Annotated in this window: 16 protein-coding genes; 8 read left to right on the top strand and 8 right to left on the bottom strand. The window is 67.4% G+C overall.

All coding sequences use genetic code 11. The annotated features are described in order from the left end of the window. Positions 1 to 20 precede the first annotated feature (20 nt). The 3 genes from PBT88_RS14325 to cysK are packed head-to-tail and all read left to right on the top strand — an operon-like array spanning position 21 to position 2,370. On the top strand, positions 21 to 830 hold the full coding sequence (locus tag PBT88_RS14325) for an ABC transporter ATP-binding protein (RefSeq protein WP_270076005.1): 810 nt from the start codon (positions 21 to 23) through the stop codon (positions 828 to 830). Continuing rightward, positions 827 to 1,420, top strand: a complete 594-nt coding sequence (locus PBT88_RS14320) for an RBBP9/YdeN family alpha/beta hydrolase (protein WP_270076004.1) — start codon at positions 827 to 829, stop codon at positions 1,418 to 1,420. The genes PBT88_RS14325 and PBT88_RS14320 overlap by 4 nt, the downstream gene beginning before the upstream one ends. Beyond that, complete coding sequence (gene cysK / locus PBT88_RS14315) at positions 1,417 to 2,370, top strand: cysteine synthase A (RefSeq protein WP_270076003.1); 954 nt, start codon at positions 1,417 to 1,419, stop codon at positions 2,368 to 2,370. The genes PBT88_RS14320 and cysK overlap by 4 nt, the downstream gene beginning before the upstream one ends. Positions 2,371 to 2,516: 146 nt before the next feature. Here cysK and poxB read toward each other — a convergent pair whose 3' ends face one another. Further along, positions 2,517 to 4,241 carry a ubiquinone-dependent pyruvate dehydrogenase gene (gene poxB / locus PBT88_RS14310; RefSeq protein WP_270076002.1) on the bottom strand — a complete coding sequence of 575 codons (1,725 nt, stop codon included), beginning with the start codon at positions 4,239 to 4,241 and terminating at the stop codon, positions 2,517 to 2,519. 88 nt (positions 4,242 to 4,329) lie between these two features. Further along, positions 4,330 to 5,253 (bottom strand): LysR family transcriptional regulator, encoded by a 924-nt coding sequence (locus tag PBT88_RS14305; RefSeq protein WP_270076001.1) that lies wholly within the window; start codon positions 5,251 to 5,253, stop codon positions 4,330 to 4,332. 105 nt (positions 5,254 to 5,358) lie between these two features. Between PBT88_RS14305 and PBT88_RS14300 the strand changes: the two genes are divergently transcribed. From PBT88_RS14300 to PBT88_RS14285, 4 genes are read left to right on the top strand one after another with little or no spacing between them, the layout of a single operon-like run. Further along, entirely contained in the window at positions 5,359 to 6,057 is a 699-nt protein-coding gene (locus PBT88_RS14300; RefSeq protein ID WP_270076000.1) for a pirin family protein, read from the top strand. Positions 6,058 to 6,107: 50 nt separating this feature from the next. After that, positions 6,108 to 6,935, top strand: a complete 828-nt coding sequence (locus PBT88_RS14295; protein WP_270075999.1) for an alpha/beta fold hydrolase — start codon at positions 6,108 to 6,110, stop codon at positions 6,933 to 6,935. 59 nt (positions 6,936 to 6,994) lie between these two features. After that, a complete protein-coding gene (locus tag PBT88_RS14290; protein ID WP_270075998.1) occupies positions 6,995 to 7,585 on the top strand; it encodes an NADPH-dependent FMN reductase in 591 nt (196 codons plus the stop codon). 21 nt (positions 7,586 to 7,606) lie between these two features. Further along, complete coding sequence (locus PBT88_RS14285) at positions 7,607 to 8,491, top strand: glyoxalase (protein WP_270075997.1); 885 nt, start codon at positions 7,607 to 7,609, stop codon at positions 8,489 to 8,491. Between the two features lie 47 nt (positions 8,492 to 8,538). On the opposite strand, the gene ada is transcribed toward PBT88_RS14285, so the two are convergent. The 6 genes from ada to PBT88_RS14255 form a co-directional block, all read right to left on the bottom strand. After that, positions 8,539 to 9,618, bottom strand: coding sequence for a bifunctional DNA-binding transcriptional regulator/O6-methylguanine-DNA methyltransferase Ada (ada, locus tag PBT88_RS14280; RefSeq protein ID WP_270075996.1), 1,080 nt, complete (start codon positions 9,616 to 9,618; stop codon positions 8,539 to 8,541). 242 nt (positions 9,619 to 9,860) lie between these two features. Then, complete coding sequence (locus PBT88_RS14275; protein ID WP_270075995.1) at positions 9,861 to 11,213, bottom strand: glycoside hydrolase family 28 protein; 1,353 nt, start codon at positions 11,211 to 11,213, stop codon at positions 9,861 to 9,863. Next, positions 11,210 to 12,577, bottom strand: coding sequence for a cytochrome c (locus PBT88_RS14270; RefSeq protein ID WP_270075994.1), 1,368 nt, complete (start codon positions 12,575 to 12,577; stop codon positions 11,210 to 11,212). Before PBT88_RS14270 ends, PBT88_RS14275 begins: the two co-directional genes overlap by 4 nt. A gap of 11 nt (positions 12,578 to 12,588) precedes the next feature. Further along, a complete protein-coding gene (locus PBT88_RS14265) occupies positions 12,589 to 14,184 on the bottom strand; it encodes a GMC family oxidoreductase (RefSeq protein WP_270075993.1) in 1,596 nt (531 codons plus the stop codon). A gap of 51 nt (positions 14,185 to 14,235) precedes the next feature. After that, positions 14,236 to 14,748 (bottom strand): sugar dehydrogenase complex small subunit, encoded by a 513-nt coding sequence (locus PBT88_RS14260; protein ID WP_270075992.1) that lies wholly within the window; start codon positions 14,746 to 14,748, stop codon positions 14,236 to 14,238. 81 nt (positions 14,749 to 14,829) lie between these two features. Then, positions 14,830 to 15,792 (bottom strand): alpha/beta hydrolase, encoded by a 963-nt coding sequence (locus PBT88_RS14255; RefSeq protein ID WP_270075991.1) that lies wholly within the window; start codon positions 15,790 to 15,792, stop codon positions 14,830 to 14,832. A 177-nt stretch (positions 15,793 to 15,969) separates the two neighbouring features. Here PBT88_RS14255 and PBT88_RS14250 point away from each other — a divergent pair, with 177 nt between their 5' ends. Further along, positions 15,970 to 16,746, top strand: coding sequence for a GntR family transcriptional regulator (locus PBT88_RS14250; RefSeq protein ID WP_270075990.1), 777 nt, complete (start codon positions 15,970 to 15,972; stop codon positions 16,744 to 16,746). Positions 16,747 to 16,754: the final 8 nt, after the last annotated feature.

Raw genomic sequence — 16,754 nt, 5'->3', positions numbered from 1 at the left:
ATTTCGAAGGAGATTCGCTTGTGACCGGACAGGCAGCGCTGACGCTGGACCATGTAGGAAAGACCTTCGCGGTGGACGGGCGTCCGCTCACGGCGCTGAGCGACATATCGCTTTCGGTACGGGCGGGCGAGTTCGTCAGCCTCGTCGGTGCGAGCGGTTGCGGCAAATCGACCCTGCTGCGGCTGTTGATCGGGCTGGACCCCGGTTTTTCAGGAACGATCACGATCGATGGTGCGCCGGTGACGGGGCCAAGCCTTGATCGTGGCATCGTCTTTCAGGAGCCGCGCCTGCTGCCCTGGCTGACGGTGGAGCAGAACATCGCCTTCGGCCTCGCCAATACGCCGATCCCCGACGCCGAGAAGCAGAACAGGGTGGCCGAGCATATCGCGCTGGTGCGCCTTTCCGGTTTCGAGAAGGCGCTTCCCCGCCAGCTTTCGGGCGGCATGGCGCAACGCGTCGCGATCGCCCGCGCGCTGGTCAACCAGCCGCGCCTGCTGCTGCTCGACGAGCCCTTCGGCGCGCTCGACGCGCTGACCCGCGCGCATCTCCAGGATCAGTTGCTCGATATCTGGGAGCGGCAGAAGGTGACCGCCATATTCGTCACCCACGATGTTGAGGAGGCCGTCTATCTCAGCGACCGCGTGGTGGTGATGGAGCCGCGCCCGGGTCGCATCCGGTCGATCGCCGACATCGCGCTGCCGCGCCCCCGCCACCGCACCGACGCGGCTTTCGCGCGGCAGAGGGAGGAGGTGCTCGCCGAACTGACCGGTGCCTCCGGCGAACGGGATCAGCCCGAACTGCGCCTCGTCGGTGTGGGAGGTGGCCGATGAGCACCATTCTCGCACCGGCCACGCAGGCGCGTGCCGCTGATATCCGCGACTATGATCTCTTGACCCTGCCGGGTTGGCACGGCTCGGGTGAGGATCATTGGCAGACACATTGGGAAGCGGCGTTGCCCTACGCCGAGCGTGTCGGCCAGGACGACTGGGACAGCCCGCATTATCGTGACTGGGCGCCGCGCCTCAGCGAGGCGGTGGCGGGCCGGGGCCGCCCGGTGATCCTGATCGCCCACAGCCTTGGCACGTCGCTGGTTACGCGCTGGGCGATCGAAACCGGTGGGGCAGGCGTGGCCGGCGCTCTGCTCGTCGCCACGACGGACAGGGATCGCTGGGAATCTGACCCGGCCGAACCGCAGGGCTTCGCCCCGATGCTGCTCGCGCCCTTGCCCTTTCCCTCGATCGTGGTCGCCAGCAGCGACGATCCACGCTGCACCATCGAGCGTTCGCGGGCCTTCGCGGACGCCTGGGGCTCGCGCTTCATCGACGCCGGCGCCCTCGGCCACATCGGATCGGCGACGAAGCTCGGAATCTGGCCACAGGGGCTGCTCTGGCTCGGCGAACTGGTGGGAGGGTTGCGATGAGCCATACGTCTCGCGGCAAGGTTTACGATGACATCACCCAGACGGTCGGCGCGACGCCGCTGGTCCGGCTGGCTAGGCTGGAGGTGGCCTATGGGCTGAAGGCGCGGCTGATCGGCAAGCTCGAATTCTTCAACCCGCTGGCCTCCGTGAAAGACCGGATCGGCGTCGCGATGATTGAGGATGCCGAACGAACCGGCCGCATCGGGCCGGGCGCGACGCTGATCGAGGCGACGTCGGGCAATACCGGCATCGGCCTCGCCTTTGCCGCCGCCGCCAAGGGGTACAGGCTGATCCTCACCATGCCGGAAAGCATGTCGGCGGAGCGCCGCCGGATGCTCCGCCTGCTCGGCGCGCGGATCGAGCTCACGCCCGCCGGCGAGGGTATGGGCGGCGCCATCCGCCGGGCGCACGCTCTGGCGGAGGAGATAGCCGGCGCATTCCTGGTTCGCCAGTTCGACAATCCCGCCAATCCTGCGATCCACCAGGTCACTACGGCGCTGGAGATTTGGGACGATACGGCGGGCGAGATCGATATCTTCGTGTCCGGGATCGGCACGGGCGGCACGATCACCGGCGTCGGCAAGGTGCTGAAGGAGAAGAAGCCCGATATCCGCGTCGTCGCCGTCGAGCCTGCCGGAAGTGCGGTGCTGTCCGGCGGCAAAGCGGGGCCGCACAAGATCCAGGGCATCGGCTCGGGCTTCCTCTCCAGCATCCTCGATCTCGCGGTGGTCGACGAGATTCTGACGGTCGAGGACGACGACGCGATCGGGCTGGCGAGAGAGGTTGCGCGCACCGATGGTGTGCCTGTCGGTATCAGCGCGGGCGCCGCCCTTTCGGCCGCGATCCGGGTCGCCCGGCGACCGGAATCGGAAGGCCGGACGATCGTCGTCCTGATACCGGACTTTGCCGAGCGATATGGCACAACCGCGCTGTTCGAGGACTTGTCGTGACCGCCCGGCGGACTTTTGTCGCCAGTCCCTCCAGATCGCTGTATCCGGCTCGACCATGCCGGCAGACGCAGGGCGGGAAGGGCGTCGCGCCTGCCGGGCGGTTTACGGGCCGGGCGCCTGGCCGCCGCGCTGACGGTTGCTCCAGCCTAGCGCAAAACGTTGGTTGTTCCCAGTTCGAGCACCTCGTCGCCGCGTCCGGAAATGATCGCCTTCAGCATGTAGAGGCTGAAGCCTTTCGCCTGCTCCAGCCCGATGGTCGGCGGCATGGACAGTTCCTGGGTGGCCGTCACCACATCGACGAGCGCCGGCCCCGGATGCGCGAAAGCGTCGCGCAACGCGCCCTCCAGCGCGTCCGAGTTCTCGACACGGATGCCCTTGAAGCCGGCTATCGAGGCCATCTCCGCGAAATTCGGGTTCTTCAGGTCGACATTGGTATCGAGATAACCGCCGGCCTTCATCTCCATCGCGACGTAACCGAGCGTGCCGTTGTTCAGTACCACGATCTTGATCGGCAGTTGCAGTTGGACGGCCGACAGCATGTCGCCCATCAGCATCGTGAAGCCGCCATCACCCGATAGCGAAACCACCTGCCGGCCCGGGAAGGCCGCCTGCGCGCCGAGCGCCTGCGGCATCGCATTCGCCATCGAGCCATGGTTGAAAGACCCGATGATGCGACGCTTTCCGTTGGTCCGGACGTAACGCGCCGTCCAGATGACGGGTGTGCCGACATCCGCGGTGAAGATGGCGTCTTCCGCGGCCACCGCGCTGAGCGTGCGGGCGATAAATTGGGGATGGAGAGGCTTTCCCGCGCTGCGCGGCGTGGCCAGATCGTCGAGCTTGGCGCGGCTACTGGCATAGTGCCGACGTGCCGCCTCCAGGAATTTGCCCGATCGTTCGCCCGACAGGTGCGGCAGCAGCGCGGTAATCGTCTCCCGGACATCGCCCAGCAGACCGAGTTCGATCGGCACGCGCCGTCCCAGCGATGCCGGATCGCGATCGACCTGGGCGACCCGGGCGTTGTTCGGATAGAAATTGCGGTAGGGGAAATCGGTCCCCAGCATGAGCAGCGTGTCGCACTCCTTCATCGCGTGGTAGCCCGACGAGAAGCCCAGAAAGCCCGTCATTCCGACATCGAACGGGTTGTCCCACTCGAGATGTTCCTTGCCGCGAAAGGCATGGACGATCGGCGCCTGAAGCGCATCGGCAAGCGCGATCACCTCGTTATGCGCGCCGGCGCATCCCGAACCGCACAGCATGGTGACCGTCTTGGAGTTGTTCAGCAACGTGGCGAGCTTGCCGATTTCGCCGGAGTCAGGGACGAGGCGGGGGGCGACGACGGGCGCGAAGCGGGTCGGCGTGCCCTTCGGCATCGTCAGGAGCGAGACGTCGCCGGGCACGACGAGCACCGCCACGCCGCGCTTGCCGATCGCGGTTCGCATCGCACGGTGAAGCAATTCCGGCATTTGTGCCGGGTTTGTCACCAGTTCGCAAAAATGGCTGCATTCGCGGAACAGCTCGGTCGGATGCGTTTCCTGGAAATAGCCGAGGCCGATTTCCGAGGACGGGATATGACTGGCGATGGCGAGGACCGGCACGCGGTTGCGCTGGCAATCGAACAGGCCGTTGATGAGGTGCAGATTGCCTGGTCCGCAGCTTCCTGCGCAGACGGCCAGCTCGCCTGTCGCGGCGGCCTCGGCGCCGGCCGCGAACGCACCCGTTTCCTCGTGGCGGACGTGCATCCATTGGATCGAACCCAGACGGCGCAGGCTGTCGTTGATCGCGTTGAGGCTGTCGCCTGTGACCCCCCAGATCCGCTTGACGCCGGCGTCGGCGAGGGTTGCGGTGATCAGGTCGGCGATCGTCTGTACCATCGGGTGGTCCTCCGGGAAACGGATATGACAGAGCTTCGCCTAGCATGGGCCATTCCCGCCATTCTGGGAATCCGTATTGCCGAGATATTCAGCGGGCGTGCTGCGCCCGGGGAGGATCGGCGAGCGCACTGGCGAGATAGTCGATCAGGAGCTGGACGCGCTGCGGCCGCAGCGGGCTGGGCGGCATGACGAGGTGCAGGCCGAGCGGCTTCACCGACCAATCGGACATCGCGATTTCAAGCACGCCGTCGCGCAATTCGCGCCACACCAGGAATTCCGGCTGTAGGGCGACGCCCTGTCCTGCGATCAGCACCGGGTTCAGCATGTCGGCATTGTCCGTCCAGATGCGGACAGCAGGCTCGATCAGCTCTTCGCCGAACTGCGGATGACTGAAGCGCCACACGCCGCGTTCCGCGCTGCCGGTGTAGGCGAGTGCGGCATGGCGCATCAGCTCGGCCGGATGGGTAGGCCGGCCTCGCATGTCGAAATAGGCTGGCGCGCCGACCAGCAGCCGCCGGACGGCGCACAGCCGGCGGGACAGGAGCGAGGAATCCTCCAGGCTGGCGATGCGCAACGCGAAATCGAATCCCTCGGCGACCAGATCGACGCGGCGATCGCTGAGCGCGACGTCGAGCGTGATCTCCGGATACGCCTCCAGGAAAGCGGGCAACACCGCGCCGAAATAGGCGGTGCCGAACGACAGCGGCGCGCTCACCCGCACCAGTCCGCGTGGTGTCCGCGATTGATCGACCGCCTCGTCCTCCAATGTCTCGCCCTCGCTCAGGATGTGCGATGCGCGTTCCAGTGAGGACCGGCCTGCCTCGGTGAGGGACAGACGCCGCGAGGTGCGGGCGAGAAGCGCGAAGCCGAGCCGCGCCTCCAGCCGGCCGATCGCCTTGGATACGGTCGGGTTGGACAGGCCGAGTTCGCTCGCAGCCCCGGAGAAGGAGCCGCGTTCGGCGACCTTGGCGAAGATCGCCCAGGCTTCGAGATCGGGAAGTCGTCTTGGCATTTTCGGAAACGATGTGATGCCAACGCTTCTATTTCGTCAAGGGCCGACCTGCCGCATTCCTTGGCGGTCGGAGCCGAACGGCTCGCTCTTACGAGGACCAGAACGATGATCGAACGCCGCCCTTTTGCTGAACTTGGCGCCGCCAACCATGGCTGGCTGGATGCCAAGCACCACTTCTCCTTTGCCGGCTATTACGAGCCGTCGCGGATGGGCTGGGGCCCGATCCGGGTGTGGAACGACGATACGATCGCCGCTGGCACCGGTTTCCCGCCGCACCCCCATGCCGACATGGAAATCGTCACCTACGTCCGCGAGGGCGCGATCACGCATCAGGATAGTCTGGGCAATATCGGCCGCACCGAGGCGGGCGACGTGCAGGTGATGAGCGCCGGATCGGGCGTCCGCCACTCGGAGTATAACCGCGAGGAGGGCACGACGAAGATCTTCCAGATCTGGATCGAGCCGAAGACGCGGGGCGAAAAGCCGAGCTGGGGTGCCAAGCCCTTTCCCAAGGGCGATCGATCGGGGCGCTTCGTCACGCTGGCCAGCGGCTTTGCCGAAGACGCCGAGGCGTTGCCGATCCGCACCGACGCGCGGATCGTCGGCGCCACGCTGAAAGCCGGCGAGACCGCCGAATATCCGCTGGGCGCCGATCGCCATGGCTATCTCGTCCCCGCCAGCGGCACGATCGAGATCAACGGCGTCCGGCTCGAGGCGCGCGACGGTGCGGCGATCTCCGACGAGGCCGTGCTGCGCGTCACCGCGATCAACGACGCCGAGCTCGTCCTCGTCGACGCCGCCTGACCTTCATCCACATTCGCTATCATCGAGCAGTACGCACAGGGAGACCTTCCATGACCACGATCACCACCACCGACGGCACCGAAATCTTCTACAAGGATTGGGGCTCGAAGGATGCCCAGCCGATCATGTTCCATCACGGCTGGCCGCTGAGTTCCGACGATTGGGACGGGCAGATGATGTTCTTCCTGGAGAAGGGCTATCGCGTGATCGCGCACGATCGGCGCGGCCATGGCCGCTCGACCCAGTCGGCGACCGGGCACGACATGGACAGCTATGTCGCCGACGTCGTCGCGCTCACCGACGCGCTCGATCTCCGGAACGCGATCCACATCGGCCATTCGACCGGCGGCGGCGAGGTGGCGCGCTACGTCGCGCACGCCAAGCCCGGCCGCGTCGCCAAGGCGGTGCTGATCAGCGCGGTGCCGCCGCTGATGGTGCAGACGCCCGACAATCCCAACGGCGTGCCGATGGCGGTGTTCGACGATATCCGCGCGCAGACCGCCGCCGACCGTGCCCAATATTATTACGACTTCACCTTGCCCTTCTACGGCTTCAACCGCGACGGCGCGGTGGTGAAGGAGGGCGTGCGGCTCAATTGGTGGCGGCAGGGGATGAGCGGCGGCGCGCTCGCCCATGTGCTCGGCATCGCGGCCTTCTCCGAGACCGACTTCACCGCCGACCTCAAGGCGATCACCGTGCCGACGCTGGTGCTGCACGGCGAGGACGACCAGATCGTGCCGATCGCGATCTCGGGCGACCTTTCCGCCAAGCTGATCCCCGGCGCCGAATACAAGACCTATCCGGGCTATCCGCACGGCATGCCGACGACGCATGGCGCGCAGATCAACGCCGATCTGCTCGCCTTCATCGCGCGCTGACCGAGGAGGCCGCGCGGGGCGAAGCGGCTGCGCGCGGCCTCTCCATTGCGAGGATTACCATGAGCGACCGCATTCTGATCTTCTACGGTTCCTACCGATCGCATCGCGTCGGCATCCGCCTGGCGGATTATCTCGTCCGTGCATTCGCTGACCGCGGCGCCAGCCCGGAACTGATCGACGCGAAGGCGATCGACCTGCCGATGCTCGACAAGCGCTACATGGACTATGCGCCGGGCGAGGCCCCCGACGCGCTGGAGGCACTGGCGGGCAAGATCCGGTCTGCGGACGCCTTCGTGTTCGTTGCGGGCGAATATAATTGGGGCATCCAGCCCGGGCTCAAGAACCTGACCGACCATTTCCTCGCCGAGTGGGCCTGGCGGCCTGCCGCGATCGCGAGCTATTCCGCAGGCCGCTTCGCCGGCCTCAGGGCCGGCCTCGCCTGGCACGGCACACTGTCGGAAATGGGCATGGTCGTCACCTCCACCCCCCTCGCGGTCGGCGGCATAGGCCAGGCCCTCGATGCGGCGGCGGAACCGACCGGCGAAGGCGGCACGGCGCTGGCGCGCGCGTTCCCGCGCTTCGCCGAAGACCTCGCCTGGTGGACGGAGGCCGCTCGTGCGCAACGCGCGAAGACGACCCCACCCTATTGATCATTCCGAAAGGATCATCCGATGAAGCGCGTTTCGTTCTGGCTTGTCGCGGCTTCGCTGTCCGCGTCGATGGCGGCAGGGGCCGAGGCCAAGGCGGCCGCCGACTTCGCGGTCGGGCCGCAATATGATTCCACGCATGTCTATGTCGCTCCCGAGGATGTCGATCGCTTCGTGGCGGGCTTCGTCGCGACCTTCGGCGGCACGGCGGGAAAGCAGGGCGTGTTTCAGGTCACGCCGACGCCGAGCGAGACGATCTCGCAGGTGGCGATGTCTCCCGCCGGGATGGTGTCGGTCTTCGGGTTCAAAACGCCGATCCCTTACCCGTTCGGGCTCGAACGAACCGGCTATCTCGTAACGGATATCGATGCGGCCGTTGCCGCCGCGCGAAAGGCCGGGGCGATCGGGCTGGTGGAAACCTTCCCCGATCCGATCGGCCGCGATGTGCTGATCCAGTGGCCGGGCGGTGTGAACATGCAACTTTATTGGCATGGGATCACGCCGCATTACGCGCCGCTCACGACCGTGCCCGAGAACCGGATCTATCTCACCGCCGATGCCGCCGACAGGTTCGTGGCGGCCTGGTTGGCTTTCTCGCATGGCAAGATCGTGTCGGACGACAGGGCGGCATCGGGCGACGAGATTGGTAAACCGGGAACGGCCTATCGCCGTCTCCACCTCCACTCGGGTTATGGCGAGATGTTGCTGCTGGTCAGCGATGGCGCTTTGCCGTGGCCCTATGGCCGGGAACTGACCGGTTATGCCGTGCCGGATCTCGCGGCGACACTGGCCAAAGCGCGGGCGGCGGGCGCCGAGGTGCTGGTAGCCGACCATGCGGACGGGGACCGGCGCTCGGCGATGGTCCGGTTCCCCGGCGGGTATATCGCGGAAATCCACGGGCCTTCCTAAACGGACTGAAGTCCGGCCGGATGGGGTCGTTCATTCCGTTCGCCCGCTCACGCCGCATCCTCTCGCCGGAGCAGTTCGCGCTTGCGTTCGACACCCCACGCATAGCCTGACAGCGCGCCATCGTTGCGGACGACCCGATGGCAGGGGATCGCGATCGCGATGTGGTTCGCCGCGCAGGCACCCGCGACCGCACGCACCGCTTTGGGCGCGCCGATCCGCTCGGCGATATCCCGGTAAGACAGGGTGCGTCCGGCCGGGATGTCGCGGAGCGCCTGCCAGACGCGCTGCTGGAACGCCGTGCCCCGAACGTCGAGTGGCAGGTCCAGGCCGAGCTTCGGCGCCTCGACCAAGCCGACGACACGTGCGACGAGCCGGTCATAGTCCGCATCGCCGCCCACCAGGTGCGCCTGTGGGAAGCGATCCTGCAAATCCTCCGCCAGCGCGTTCGCGTCGTCGCCAAGGAGGATCGAGACGACGCCCTTCGCACTGGAGGCGACGAGGATCGCCCCGAGCGAGCATTGCGCGATCGCGAAGCATATCTCCTCATCGCGGCCGCCCGCTTTGTATCGCGTCGGGGTCATGCCGAGGATATCGCTCGCCTGCTCGTAGAAGCGGCCGTTCGAGTTGAAGCCGGCCGCGTAGATCGCCTGGGTGACGCTGCCCGCCTTATCCAGGCCATCGCGAAGCCGAGCGACGCGATGAGCTGCCGCATAGGCCTTGGGTGTGACGCCGGTCGTGCTTTTGAACAGGCGGTGGAAATAGCTGGGACTCAGTTCGACGGCGTCTGCCAGATCGGCCAGCGAGAGCGATGTTTCGCTGTGTTCGATCAGGCGGCAGGCCTTCGCGATGATCGCGGCATGGCTGGCGTCGGCCGACAGACCCTCGGGGTTGCAACGCTTGCAGGCGCGAAATCCGGTTGCCCTGGCGTCGTCGAGCGAGTCGTGGAGGGTCACATGGTCCGGATTGGCCGCGCGCGATGGGCAGGACGGGCGGCAATAGATGCCGGTCGTGGCGACCGAATACCAAAACGCCCCGTCGGCGGTCTTGTCGCGTGCCAGCACATGCCGCCAACGCGGATCGGTGGCGGTCGGGTGGGGCGCGGTCCTGTCCTTCGCGGGCTTGTCCATGGTCGATCTTCCCTCTGGTGTCGCTATGCCACGAACCTGGTCACTATGCCCCGTCCCCGCACTCCGGCTCTTGCTCTCGAATCGAAGATTGTTCTGCCTGACATTCAGGGTTGCGATATGGGGAAGCGAGAAAACGCCATCTCCCCTCGCGCTCCGTCGCTTGCCGCGCATGATCTTTCATGACTTGCCCTGCCGCAGCTTGGCGACCGCAGAGACATCAAGGGCGTCTGGCCGTGGCTCCTCTACCCTTTGTTGGCGTCTCTTGTCGGATCGCAGGCTTCCGCCACATGGCCGCCATGCTCCACATCGGCGACGCCGTTCCGCCCCACGATATGGACATGGCAGAGTGCAACCTCGGCGTTGCGGATCTGGAGCGGGCGATCGGCCTGGATCGCCACGTCGCGCAGGACGACGGATCGCAGCGGCGATTCGGGCAGGCCGATCATGATGCCGGCGGCGTGGCTTTCCCGTGCGCGCAGGTGACGGATCGTGACGTCCCGGATGAACGGCGTCGTGGCGGTCACCGGCTGGCGTGGATCGTCTTCAGGTCCGGGTTTCGGATAATAAGCGCTGATCGAGATCGTCGTTCCGACGCCGCGCATGGAGATATCGCTGAAGTGGAAATGCTCGAGCCGATTGCCGCGATCGCGCCCCGACTTGATCCGCAGACCGTTATCGGTGCCGTCGAAATCGATATGGTCGGCGGTGACGTTGCGGATTCCGAACAGCGTCTCGCTGCCGATCGACAGGCCATGTCCCCTCCGCAGATGCAGGTCGCTGAGCCGGACAAGGTCGGTCGCGACCGGCGGCAGATGGCTGCCGGTCAGGCCCGACTTGATGGCGATGCAATCGTCTCCGGTGGAGATCGTCGTCCCGCGCACGGTGACGTTGCGCGAGGCGACGATATCGATGCCGTCGGTGTTGGGGGAGTCGGCCGGGTTCTCGATGTCGACATGGCCGATCGTGGCGCCCTGCGTGTAGCGCAGCGCGATCGTCCACATCGGCGAGCGCACGATATGGACGTCGCGGATCGTGATCCGGGACGCGCCATAGGCCTCGATCAGCGATGGCCGGGGCAGGCCGTTGCTCGCCGGCATCCCGGCGGCGATCGTCTTCGGATTGCCCGCCTCGCGATCGGCGCTCGCCTCGGGCCACCATGTATCGCCCCGGCCGTCGATCGTGCCATCTCCGGTGATTGCCACATCATGCGTGCCGACAGCCGAAATCAGCGCCTCGTTCGGCCGGAACGCCCAGTTCACATAGGCGGCGCGATAGCGGGCATGGTCGGTCGACCCTTCGAGCCGTGCGCCCCGATCGAGGTGCAGGTCGATCCGCGAGGCCAGTCGGAGCGGGCCGACGACGAAGCGCCCGGCGCCCAGCGTCACCCGTCCGCCATGGCGCTTCGCGCAGGACTCGATCGCGCGCTGGACGAGCGTGGTCGCATCCACGCCATCGGCCGGTGCCGCGAGAATGGCGCAAAGACGAGGCGTCGCCGGTTGTGCGGGCGTCGCGCGCGATGGTCCGGCGAGCAGGCCGATCGCGATCGCCGCGGACGCCCATGCGGGGCAACGGACGAGGCTGCGGCCATCGGTCATCGACCGCGCTCCCGACCTGATTCGGCGGCCTGGCCGGGGATACGCCGACGCCTGCGCCATGCCAGCAGCGCGATCCCCGCCGCCGTCACCGCGCAGCCGGCGGCGATGGCGGTCTGGGCGACGGCCGGCAGCCAGGATCCGCCACCACCGGATCGCAGCGCCGCCACGCGCGCGGCGGTGATCGTGACCCGGCTGCCGCCGAACTGCCGGAACAGAAAGCTGGTCAGATCGGCGACCTGCCGGTCGGTCAGCGCGTGGGCGAATGCGGGCATCGCCTGGCCCGTCGCCGGCCAGATTCCCGCGAGGATCGCCGAGGCGACATTGTCGGCGCTGGGCAGGCGGAACGCGGCATTGCCGACCAGCGAGGGCAGGCCGCGCGTGCCGAGGCCGGAGGCCTGATGGCAACTCGCGCAATTGTCCGCACAGAGTTGCGCGCCGTCGTCCCGGTCGTCGCTAAGTACGTCGATGTCGGACGTGATCGGCGACGGCGCTCGATCCATCGCCGGCGCACCGGCCGATGAGGGGGGCACGCTGCGGATATAGGTGACGAGCGCGGCGATATCGGCCGCGTCGAGATGGCGCAGGCTCTTGTCGATCGCCTCGCGCATCGGGCCGCCGGCCTGGGCATGGTCGTTCGCCCCGGTCGAGAGATAGCGGGCAAGTTCGGCGTCGCTCCACGCACCGATGCCGGCGGTCCTGTCGGGCGTGATGTTGGGGGCATACCAAGCGCCGAGCGATCCGCCGGCGAGGGGGTGGTCGCTCTCCTCCGCCATCAGCAGGTTGCGCGGCGTGTGGCAGGTGCTGCAATGGGCGAGCGTCTGCGCGAGATAGGCGCCCCGGTTCCAGCTCGTGCTCGCGTGCGGCGATGGCTGAAACCGTTTGCCGTTGAGGAACAGCAGGTTCCAGCCGATCATCGAGGCGCGGATGTTGAAGGGGAAGGGCAAGGCGGTCGCTGCGGGGGAGCGTTCGACCGGCTTCACCGCGCGGGTGAAATAGGCATAGAGCGCGCGCACGTCGTCGTCGCTCAGGCCGGAATAGGCCGTGTACGGCATCGCCGGATACAGCCGCGCACCATCGCCGCGCACGCCCTCGCGAAGCGCGCGCGTGAATTGCGCCAGCGTATAGTTGCCGATGCCATGGTCCTTGGACGGCGTGATGTTGGTCGCGATGATCTTGCCGAGCGGTGTCGCGAGCGGCAGGCCGCCGGCAAAGGGCGCGCCGCCGGGCGCGGTGTGGCATGCGCCGCAGTCGGCCGCGGTGGCGAGATAGGCGCCTCTGGCGACGAGATCGTCGGCACTGGCCCGGCCGGTGACGAGCAGGGCGGCCAGGCCGAGCGCGGCGGCGAGCAGGGGAAATCGGGCCATCGCGACGCTCCTCACGCGGATTTCAGCATCGCGTCGACGCTGCGGAGCGCGAGGGCGACTGCGGTCAGGGTCGAGTTGCAGGTGGCGACCGTCGGCATCACGCCGGTGCCGACCATCCAGAGATTGGCATGGTCATGGGCGCGGCCGACCGCGTCGGTGACGCTGGTGGCCGGATCGTGGCCCATCGAGAGCGTGCCGGTGATGTGCTGGTTGTTCGAATATTGGCCGTCCGGGCTGAAGCGGATGTTGGTGCCGCCCATCCGCTCGGCGATCCGCGTATAGACCTGCTTGGCGGCGGCCATGCCGCGATGGACATAATCGTCGAACGAATAGCTCAGCCGCGGGGTGGGCAGGCCGAGCGCATCCTTCCGGTCGCTCAGCGTCACGCGGTTGTCGGGATCGGGCAATTGTTCGAGGACGTTCTTGATGCTGACCTCGCGGGCGGCACGGTGGCGGATCCGGGCATCGAGATCCGTGCCCGAGACGCCGGCCTTGATCAGATCGGCGGCAATCGAGGCGACGCGCGAGCCGTTCGAGAGATCGACGCGAAAGCCGGCATGGTCGGCGCGGAAATCGCCGTCGCGGAACTGCTGGATCGAGCAGGGGCTGACCGGGCCGCGCCCCGGCCAGAGCGGCTCGTCGACCTCGAAGGTGATCGCGCTCGACGGATGGTCCATCAGATGACGACCGAGCGTGCCCGAGCGGTTGGCCAGTCCATCGGGATATTTGCCGCTCGCCGACAGAAATAGCAGCTTCGGCGTCTCGATGGCATTGGCGGCCAGGACGAAGCTCTTCGCCGTCACGCGGTGGGAGACCTTGTCCCAGTCATAATAGCGCGCGGCGACGATCCGCCCCGCCGCATCATGCTCCAGCTGATAGACGACTGCCTGCGGGATCAGCCGCACGCCGCTCCGTTCGGCGCTCTCGGCGGCGAGGCCGCCATGATATTGCGCATCGATCGGGCAGATCGGCATGCAATTATTGTTGCCGCAGCAGGCCGGGCGCCCGTCATAGCTGCGGCTGTTGCGCGCCGTGGTGTTGGTGATCATGTGAAATTCGGGTGCGAGCCGATCGCGGAACCGCTGTTCCAGCCAGGAGGGCTCGACCGGGTCCATCGGAAAGGGCCTGGTGCGGGGCGAGCCGTTGTCGATCGGGCCGGACACGCCCATGATCGTCTCCGCCTCGAAATAATGCGGCTCGAGATCGTCATAGCCGATCGGCCAGTCGCGTCCGACGCCATAAAGGCTCGCCAGCCGGAAGTCGTTCGGCATCAGCCGCCACGCCTGCGCCGCCCAGTGCCAGCTCGTCCCGCCGACGACGCGGAGATATTCGGGCTTGTAGGGATAGGGGCCGGCCTGGACGAGATAGCCATTGTCGGCGGGCTGGTAATCGGGGTGCGGCGCGAGCGGCGAATAGGGATAGGCGGCGACCAGATCGGACTTGCGCGCCGATCGGCGGAAATTGTGGACCAGCTGCGCGCGCGATACGCGCGGCCCGGCCTCCAGCATCAGGACCGAGGCGCCGGCCTGCGCGAGCTTGCGCGCAGCGAGCGCGCCGCAAATGCCCGAGCCGATGACGACGACGTCGGCGGAGAGAGTGTCCGGCATGATGGTCCTAGCGATGAAGACTGGCGGCGGTTGATGCGGGAAGCGGGGCGGTCATTCCGGCCGGACCTGCCAGCTGCCGTAGACGCCATAGGCATAGCTCGGCGGCGCGAGGACGTCGGCGACGGCCCGGTTGGCGAGCGCGCCGGTGTAGGTGACGCACAGCGCGTCCTTCCCCGCACCGACGATACCGAGATACCAGCCACCGAGGATCTGGGCGGGCAGATCGGCGAGGTCGGCGGCCTCCGCCACCAGCCTCGCCGGCAGCGTCTGCGGCGTCTGGCCGGCTTGCCGGGTGAAGGGGGCGAGCGCGCGGAGCTTCTGCGCAAACGCCGCGTCGCGGCTCAGGAAGGCGCCAAGCAGCCGGCGCTGGATGTCGCCGTCGAGATCCGGCTTGCCGGTGAGGAAACGCGAGATTTGGGCGAAGTCGGCCTCGCTCTCGTCGGTCGCCGGCGCGGTGGCGTCGCTGCGCGCAAGCGACGGGATCGCGGCGACGACGGTCGCGATGGCGGCGCCGGTGAGCACCGCACGGCGGGTGGTCGCGGTGGTTTCGGAAGGATCAGCCATGGATCGTGCCTTCAGCGCGCAGAGGGGCGGGGAACGCGTGGCCCGGCGACGAACGCCCGTGGAGCGCCGGGCGGGGCGGCCTCACCGTGCGTCCGCCAGAGCGCGGTCGAGGAAGGTCGCGGCATCGTCCATCGCCGCCGATGCGGCCGGAAGATCGGGCGCCCACGCCTGGAATTCGTGGAACATGTGCGGCCACACCTGCATCGTCACGGCCACCTGTTCCGATCCGGCCCGCCGCGCGAAGCGCACGCTGTCGTCGAGCAGCGCCTCGTCGCCGCCGACCTGGATCAGCAGCGGCGGCAGACCGTGGAGATCGCCGAACAGCGGCGAGGCCAGCGGATCGGTTGCCGGATGGCCGGCGAGATAGTCATGCGCGAAGCTCTCGAGGCCGGCGCGCGGGTTGAACGGGTCATAGCCCGGCGGATCGTCGATGCTCTTGCCGCTGTTGGTCAGGTCGAGCCATGGCGAGATCAGCAGGGCGCCGGCCGGTTCTGGCAGGCCGAGCATCCGCAGCTGCAGCAGGGCCGCGGCGGTCAGTCCGCCACCCGAGGAGTCGCCGGCGAACACGATATCGTGCGCGCCGATGCCCTGGGCCAGAAGCCAGCGATAGGCCGCGACCACATTGTCGACCGGCGCCGGGAAATGCGCTTCCGGGGCGAGCGGGTAATCGACCGAGAAGGCGCGCACGCCCATGCGGCGCGCCAGCACCGCGCTGATCACGCGCCACGACCGGACGCTGCCGATCTCGTAGCCGCCGCCATGGATGTAGAGCAGCACATGGTCGTGCCGCGCGCCGGGCGAGCTCTGCCACAGGCCACGAACCGCGCCGTCCCGCACCGGCGTGCTGACGACATCGGGGGGAAGCGCGATCGCATCATAGAGCGCGTCGCGCCAGGCGCGGCGCTGGGCCAGCGTCGGGTCGGTGGGGCCGTGCGTCAGATGATCGGCGATGATCGCACGAACATGCCGCAGCGGCGCCGATACGCCGGGGTCGCTCGCCCAGCCCGCGGGCGGCGGTGAGGCGGATGCCGCTGTGCTGGCCATTGCCGCAATGGCGATGCCGGCGGGGATCAGCAGGCGGGAAACGCCGAAACAGGATGGGCGAAGGTTCGCATATTTCATCACGCTACGCATACTAATATATTAGTATTCGGGCAATCCCAAGTTGGCAATGGCCTTGCCCTGGCTTACGCCGATGGGGAGATGCCGAAGAATTCCGCCATGAAGCCCGCCATGCAAACGTCGGATGCCGAGGATGCGAAGCCCGTCAGTATCTATGGTGTCGAGATGTTCGCGCCGTTGGACGCTGCCGGGGCGGGGCTGCGCCGGCTGAGCGCCTCGGCGCAGATCTACGCTGCATTGCGGGAGGAAATCGCCTCGCTCGTCCGAATGCCCGGCGCTGCCTTGTCCGAAGCGGAGATCGCCGCCGCTTTTGGCGTCAGCCGGACCCCGGTACGAGAAGCGATCCTCCGGCTCGCGGATGAGGGATTGGTGGATGTCGCGCCCCAGGCGGGCACGCGCGTCGCCCGTATCCCGCTGGCGGAATTACCCGAGATGGTGGAGATACGCCTGCTCCTCGAAGGGGCGATCGTGCGTGCCGCCGTCGAGCGTGCCAGCGCGGCGGATATTGCGGGCCTCGATGCGCTGCTGGCGATCCAGACCACCTATGCCCAAAATGATGATCGCGCGAATTTTCACCGCCAGGACGAGATTTTTCATCGACGCCTCGGCGAAATCGCCGGGAAGCCGGCGTCGTGGGCGCTGCTGGACCGCGTCAAACTCAACCTCGGCCGTTTCCGCCGGCTCACGCTCCCGATCCCCGGGCGGATGATGATCGTGGTCAGCGAACATGCGGCGCTCGTTGCTGCGCTGCGTGCCCGCAATTCCGAAGCGGCAGTCGTGGCGCTCGATGCGCATTTGCGGGAAATTCTGGGCGCGCTGGGCGATGTCCGCGAGGCCTACCCGCAGCTGTTTCACGCAAACGGCGCACCGCGGTAGGAAAATCT

This window comes from Sphingomonas abietis (assembly GCF_027625475.1).
GTDB lineage: Bacteria > Pseudomonadota > Alphaproteobacteria > Sphingomonadales > Sphingomonadaceae > Solisphingomonas > Solisphingomonas abietis.
The sequence above is the reverse complement of the archived record's forward strand: the minus strand, read 5'-3'. Positions and strand labels throughout refer to the sequence as shown.

Coding starts and splice junctions, on each gene's coding strand:
- PBT88_RS14275 (WP_270075995.1), bottom strand. CDS start 11,213: ATGACCGATGGCCGCAGCCTCGTCCGTTGCCCCGCATGGGCGTCCGCG.
- PBT88_RS14295 (WP_270075999.1), top strand. CDS start 6,108: ATGACCACGATCACCACCACCGACGGCACCGAAATCTTCTACAAGGAT.
- cysK (WP_270076003.1), top strand. CDS start 1,417: ATGAGCCATACGTCTCGCGGCAAGGTTTACGATGACATCACCCAGACG.
- PBT88_RS14300 (WP_270076000.1), top strand. CDS start 5,359: ATGATCGAACGCCGCCCTTTTGCTGAACTTGGCGCCGCCAACCATGGC.
- PBT88_RS14260 (WP_270075992.1), bottom strand. CDS start 14,748: ATGGCTGATCCTTCCGAAACCACCGCGACCACCCGCCGTGCGGTGCTC.
- PBT88_RS14285 (WP_270075997.1), top strand. CDS start 7,607: ATGAAGCGCGTTTCGTTCTGGCTTGTCGCGGCTTCGCTGTCCGCGTCG.
- PBT88_RS14255 (WP_270075991.1), bottom strand. CDS start 15,792: ATGGCCAGCACAGCGGCATCCGCCTCACCGCCGCCCGCGGGCTGGGCG.
- PBT88_RS14290 (WP_270075998.1), top strand. CDS start 6,995: ATGAGCGACCGCATTCTGATCTTCTACGGTTCCTACCGATCGCATCGC.
- PBT88_RS14270 (WP_270075994.1), bottom strand. CDS start 12,577: ATGGCCCGATTTCCCCTGCTCGCCGCCGCGCTCGGCCTGGCCGCCCTG.
- ada (WP_270075996.1), bottom strand. CDS start 9,618: ATGGACAAGCCCGCGAAGGACAGGACCGCGCCCCACCCGACCGCCACC.
- PBT88_RS14320 (WP_270076004.1), top strand. CDS start 827: ATGAGCACCATTCTCGCACCGGCCACGCAGGCGCGTGCCGCTGATATC.
- PBT88_RS14305 (WP_270076001.1), bottom strand. CDS start 5,253: ATGCCAAGACGACTTCCCGATCTCGAAGCCTGGGCGATCTTCGCCAAG.
- PBT88_RS14265 (WP_270075993.1), bottom strand. CDS start 14,184: ATGCCGGACACTCTCTCCGCCGACGTCGTCGTCATCGGCTCGGGCATT.
- poxB (WP_270076002.1), bottom strand. CDS start 4,241: ATGGTACAGACGATCGCCGACCTGATCACCGCAACCCTCGCCGACGCC.
- PBT88_RS14250 (WP_270075990.1), top strand. CDS start 15,970: ATGAAGCCCGCCATGCAAACGTCGGATGCCGAGGATGCGAAGCCCGTC.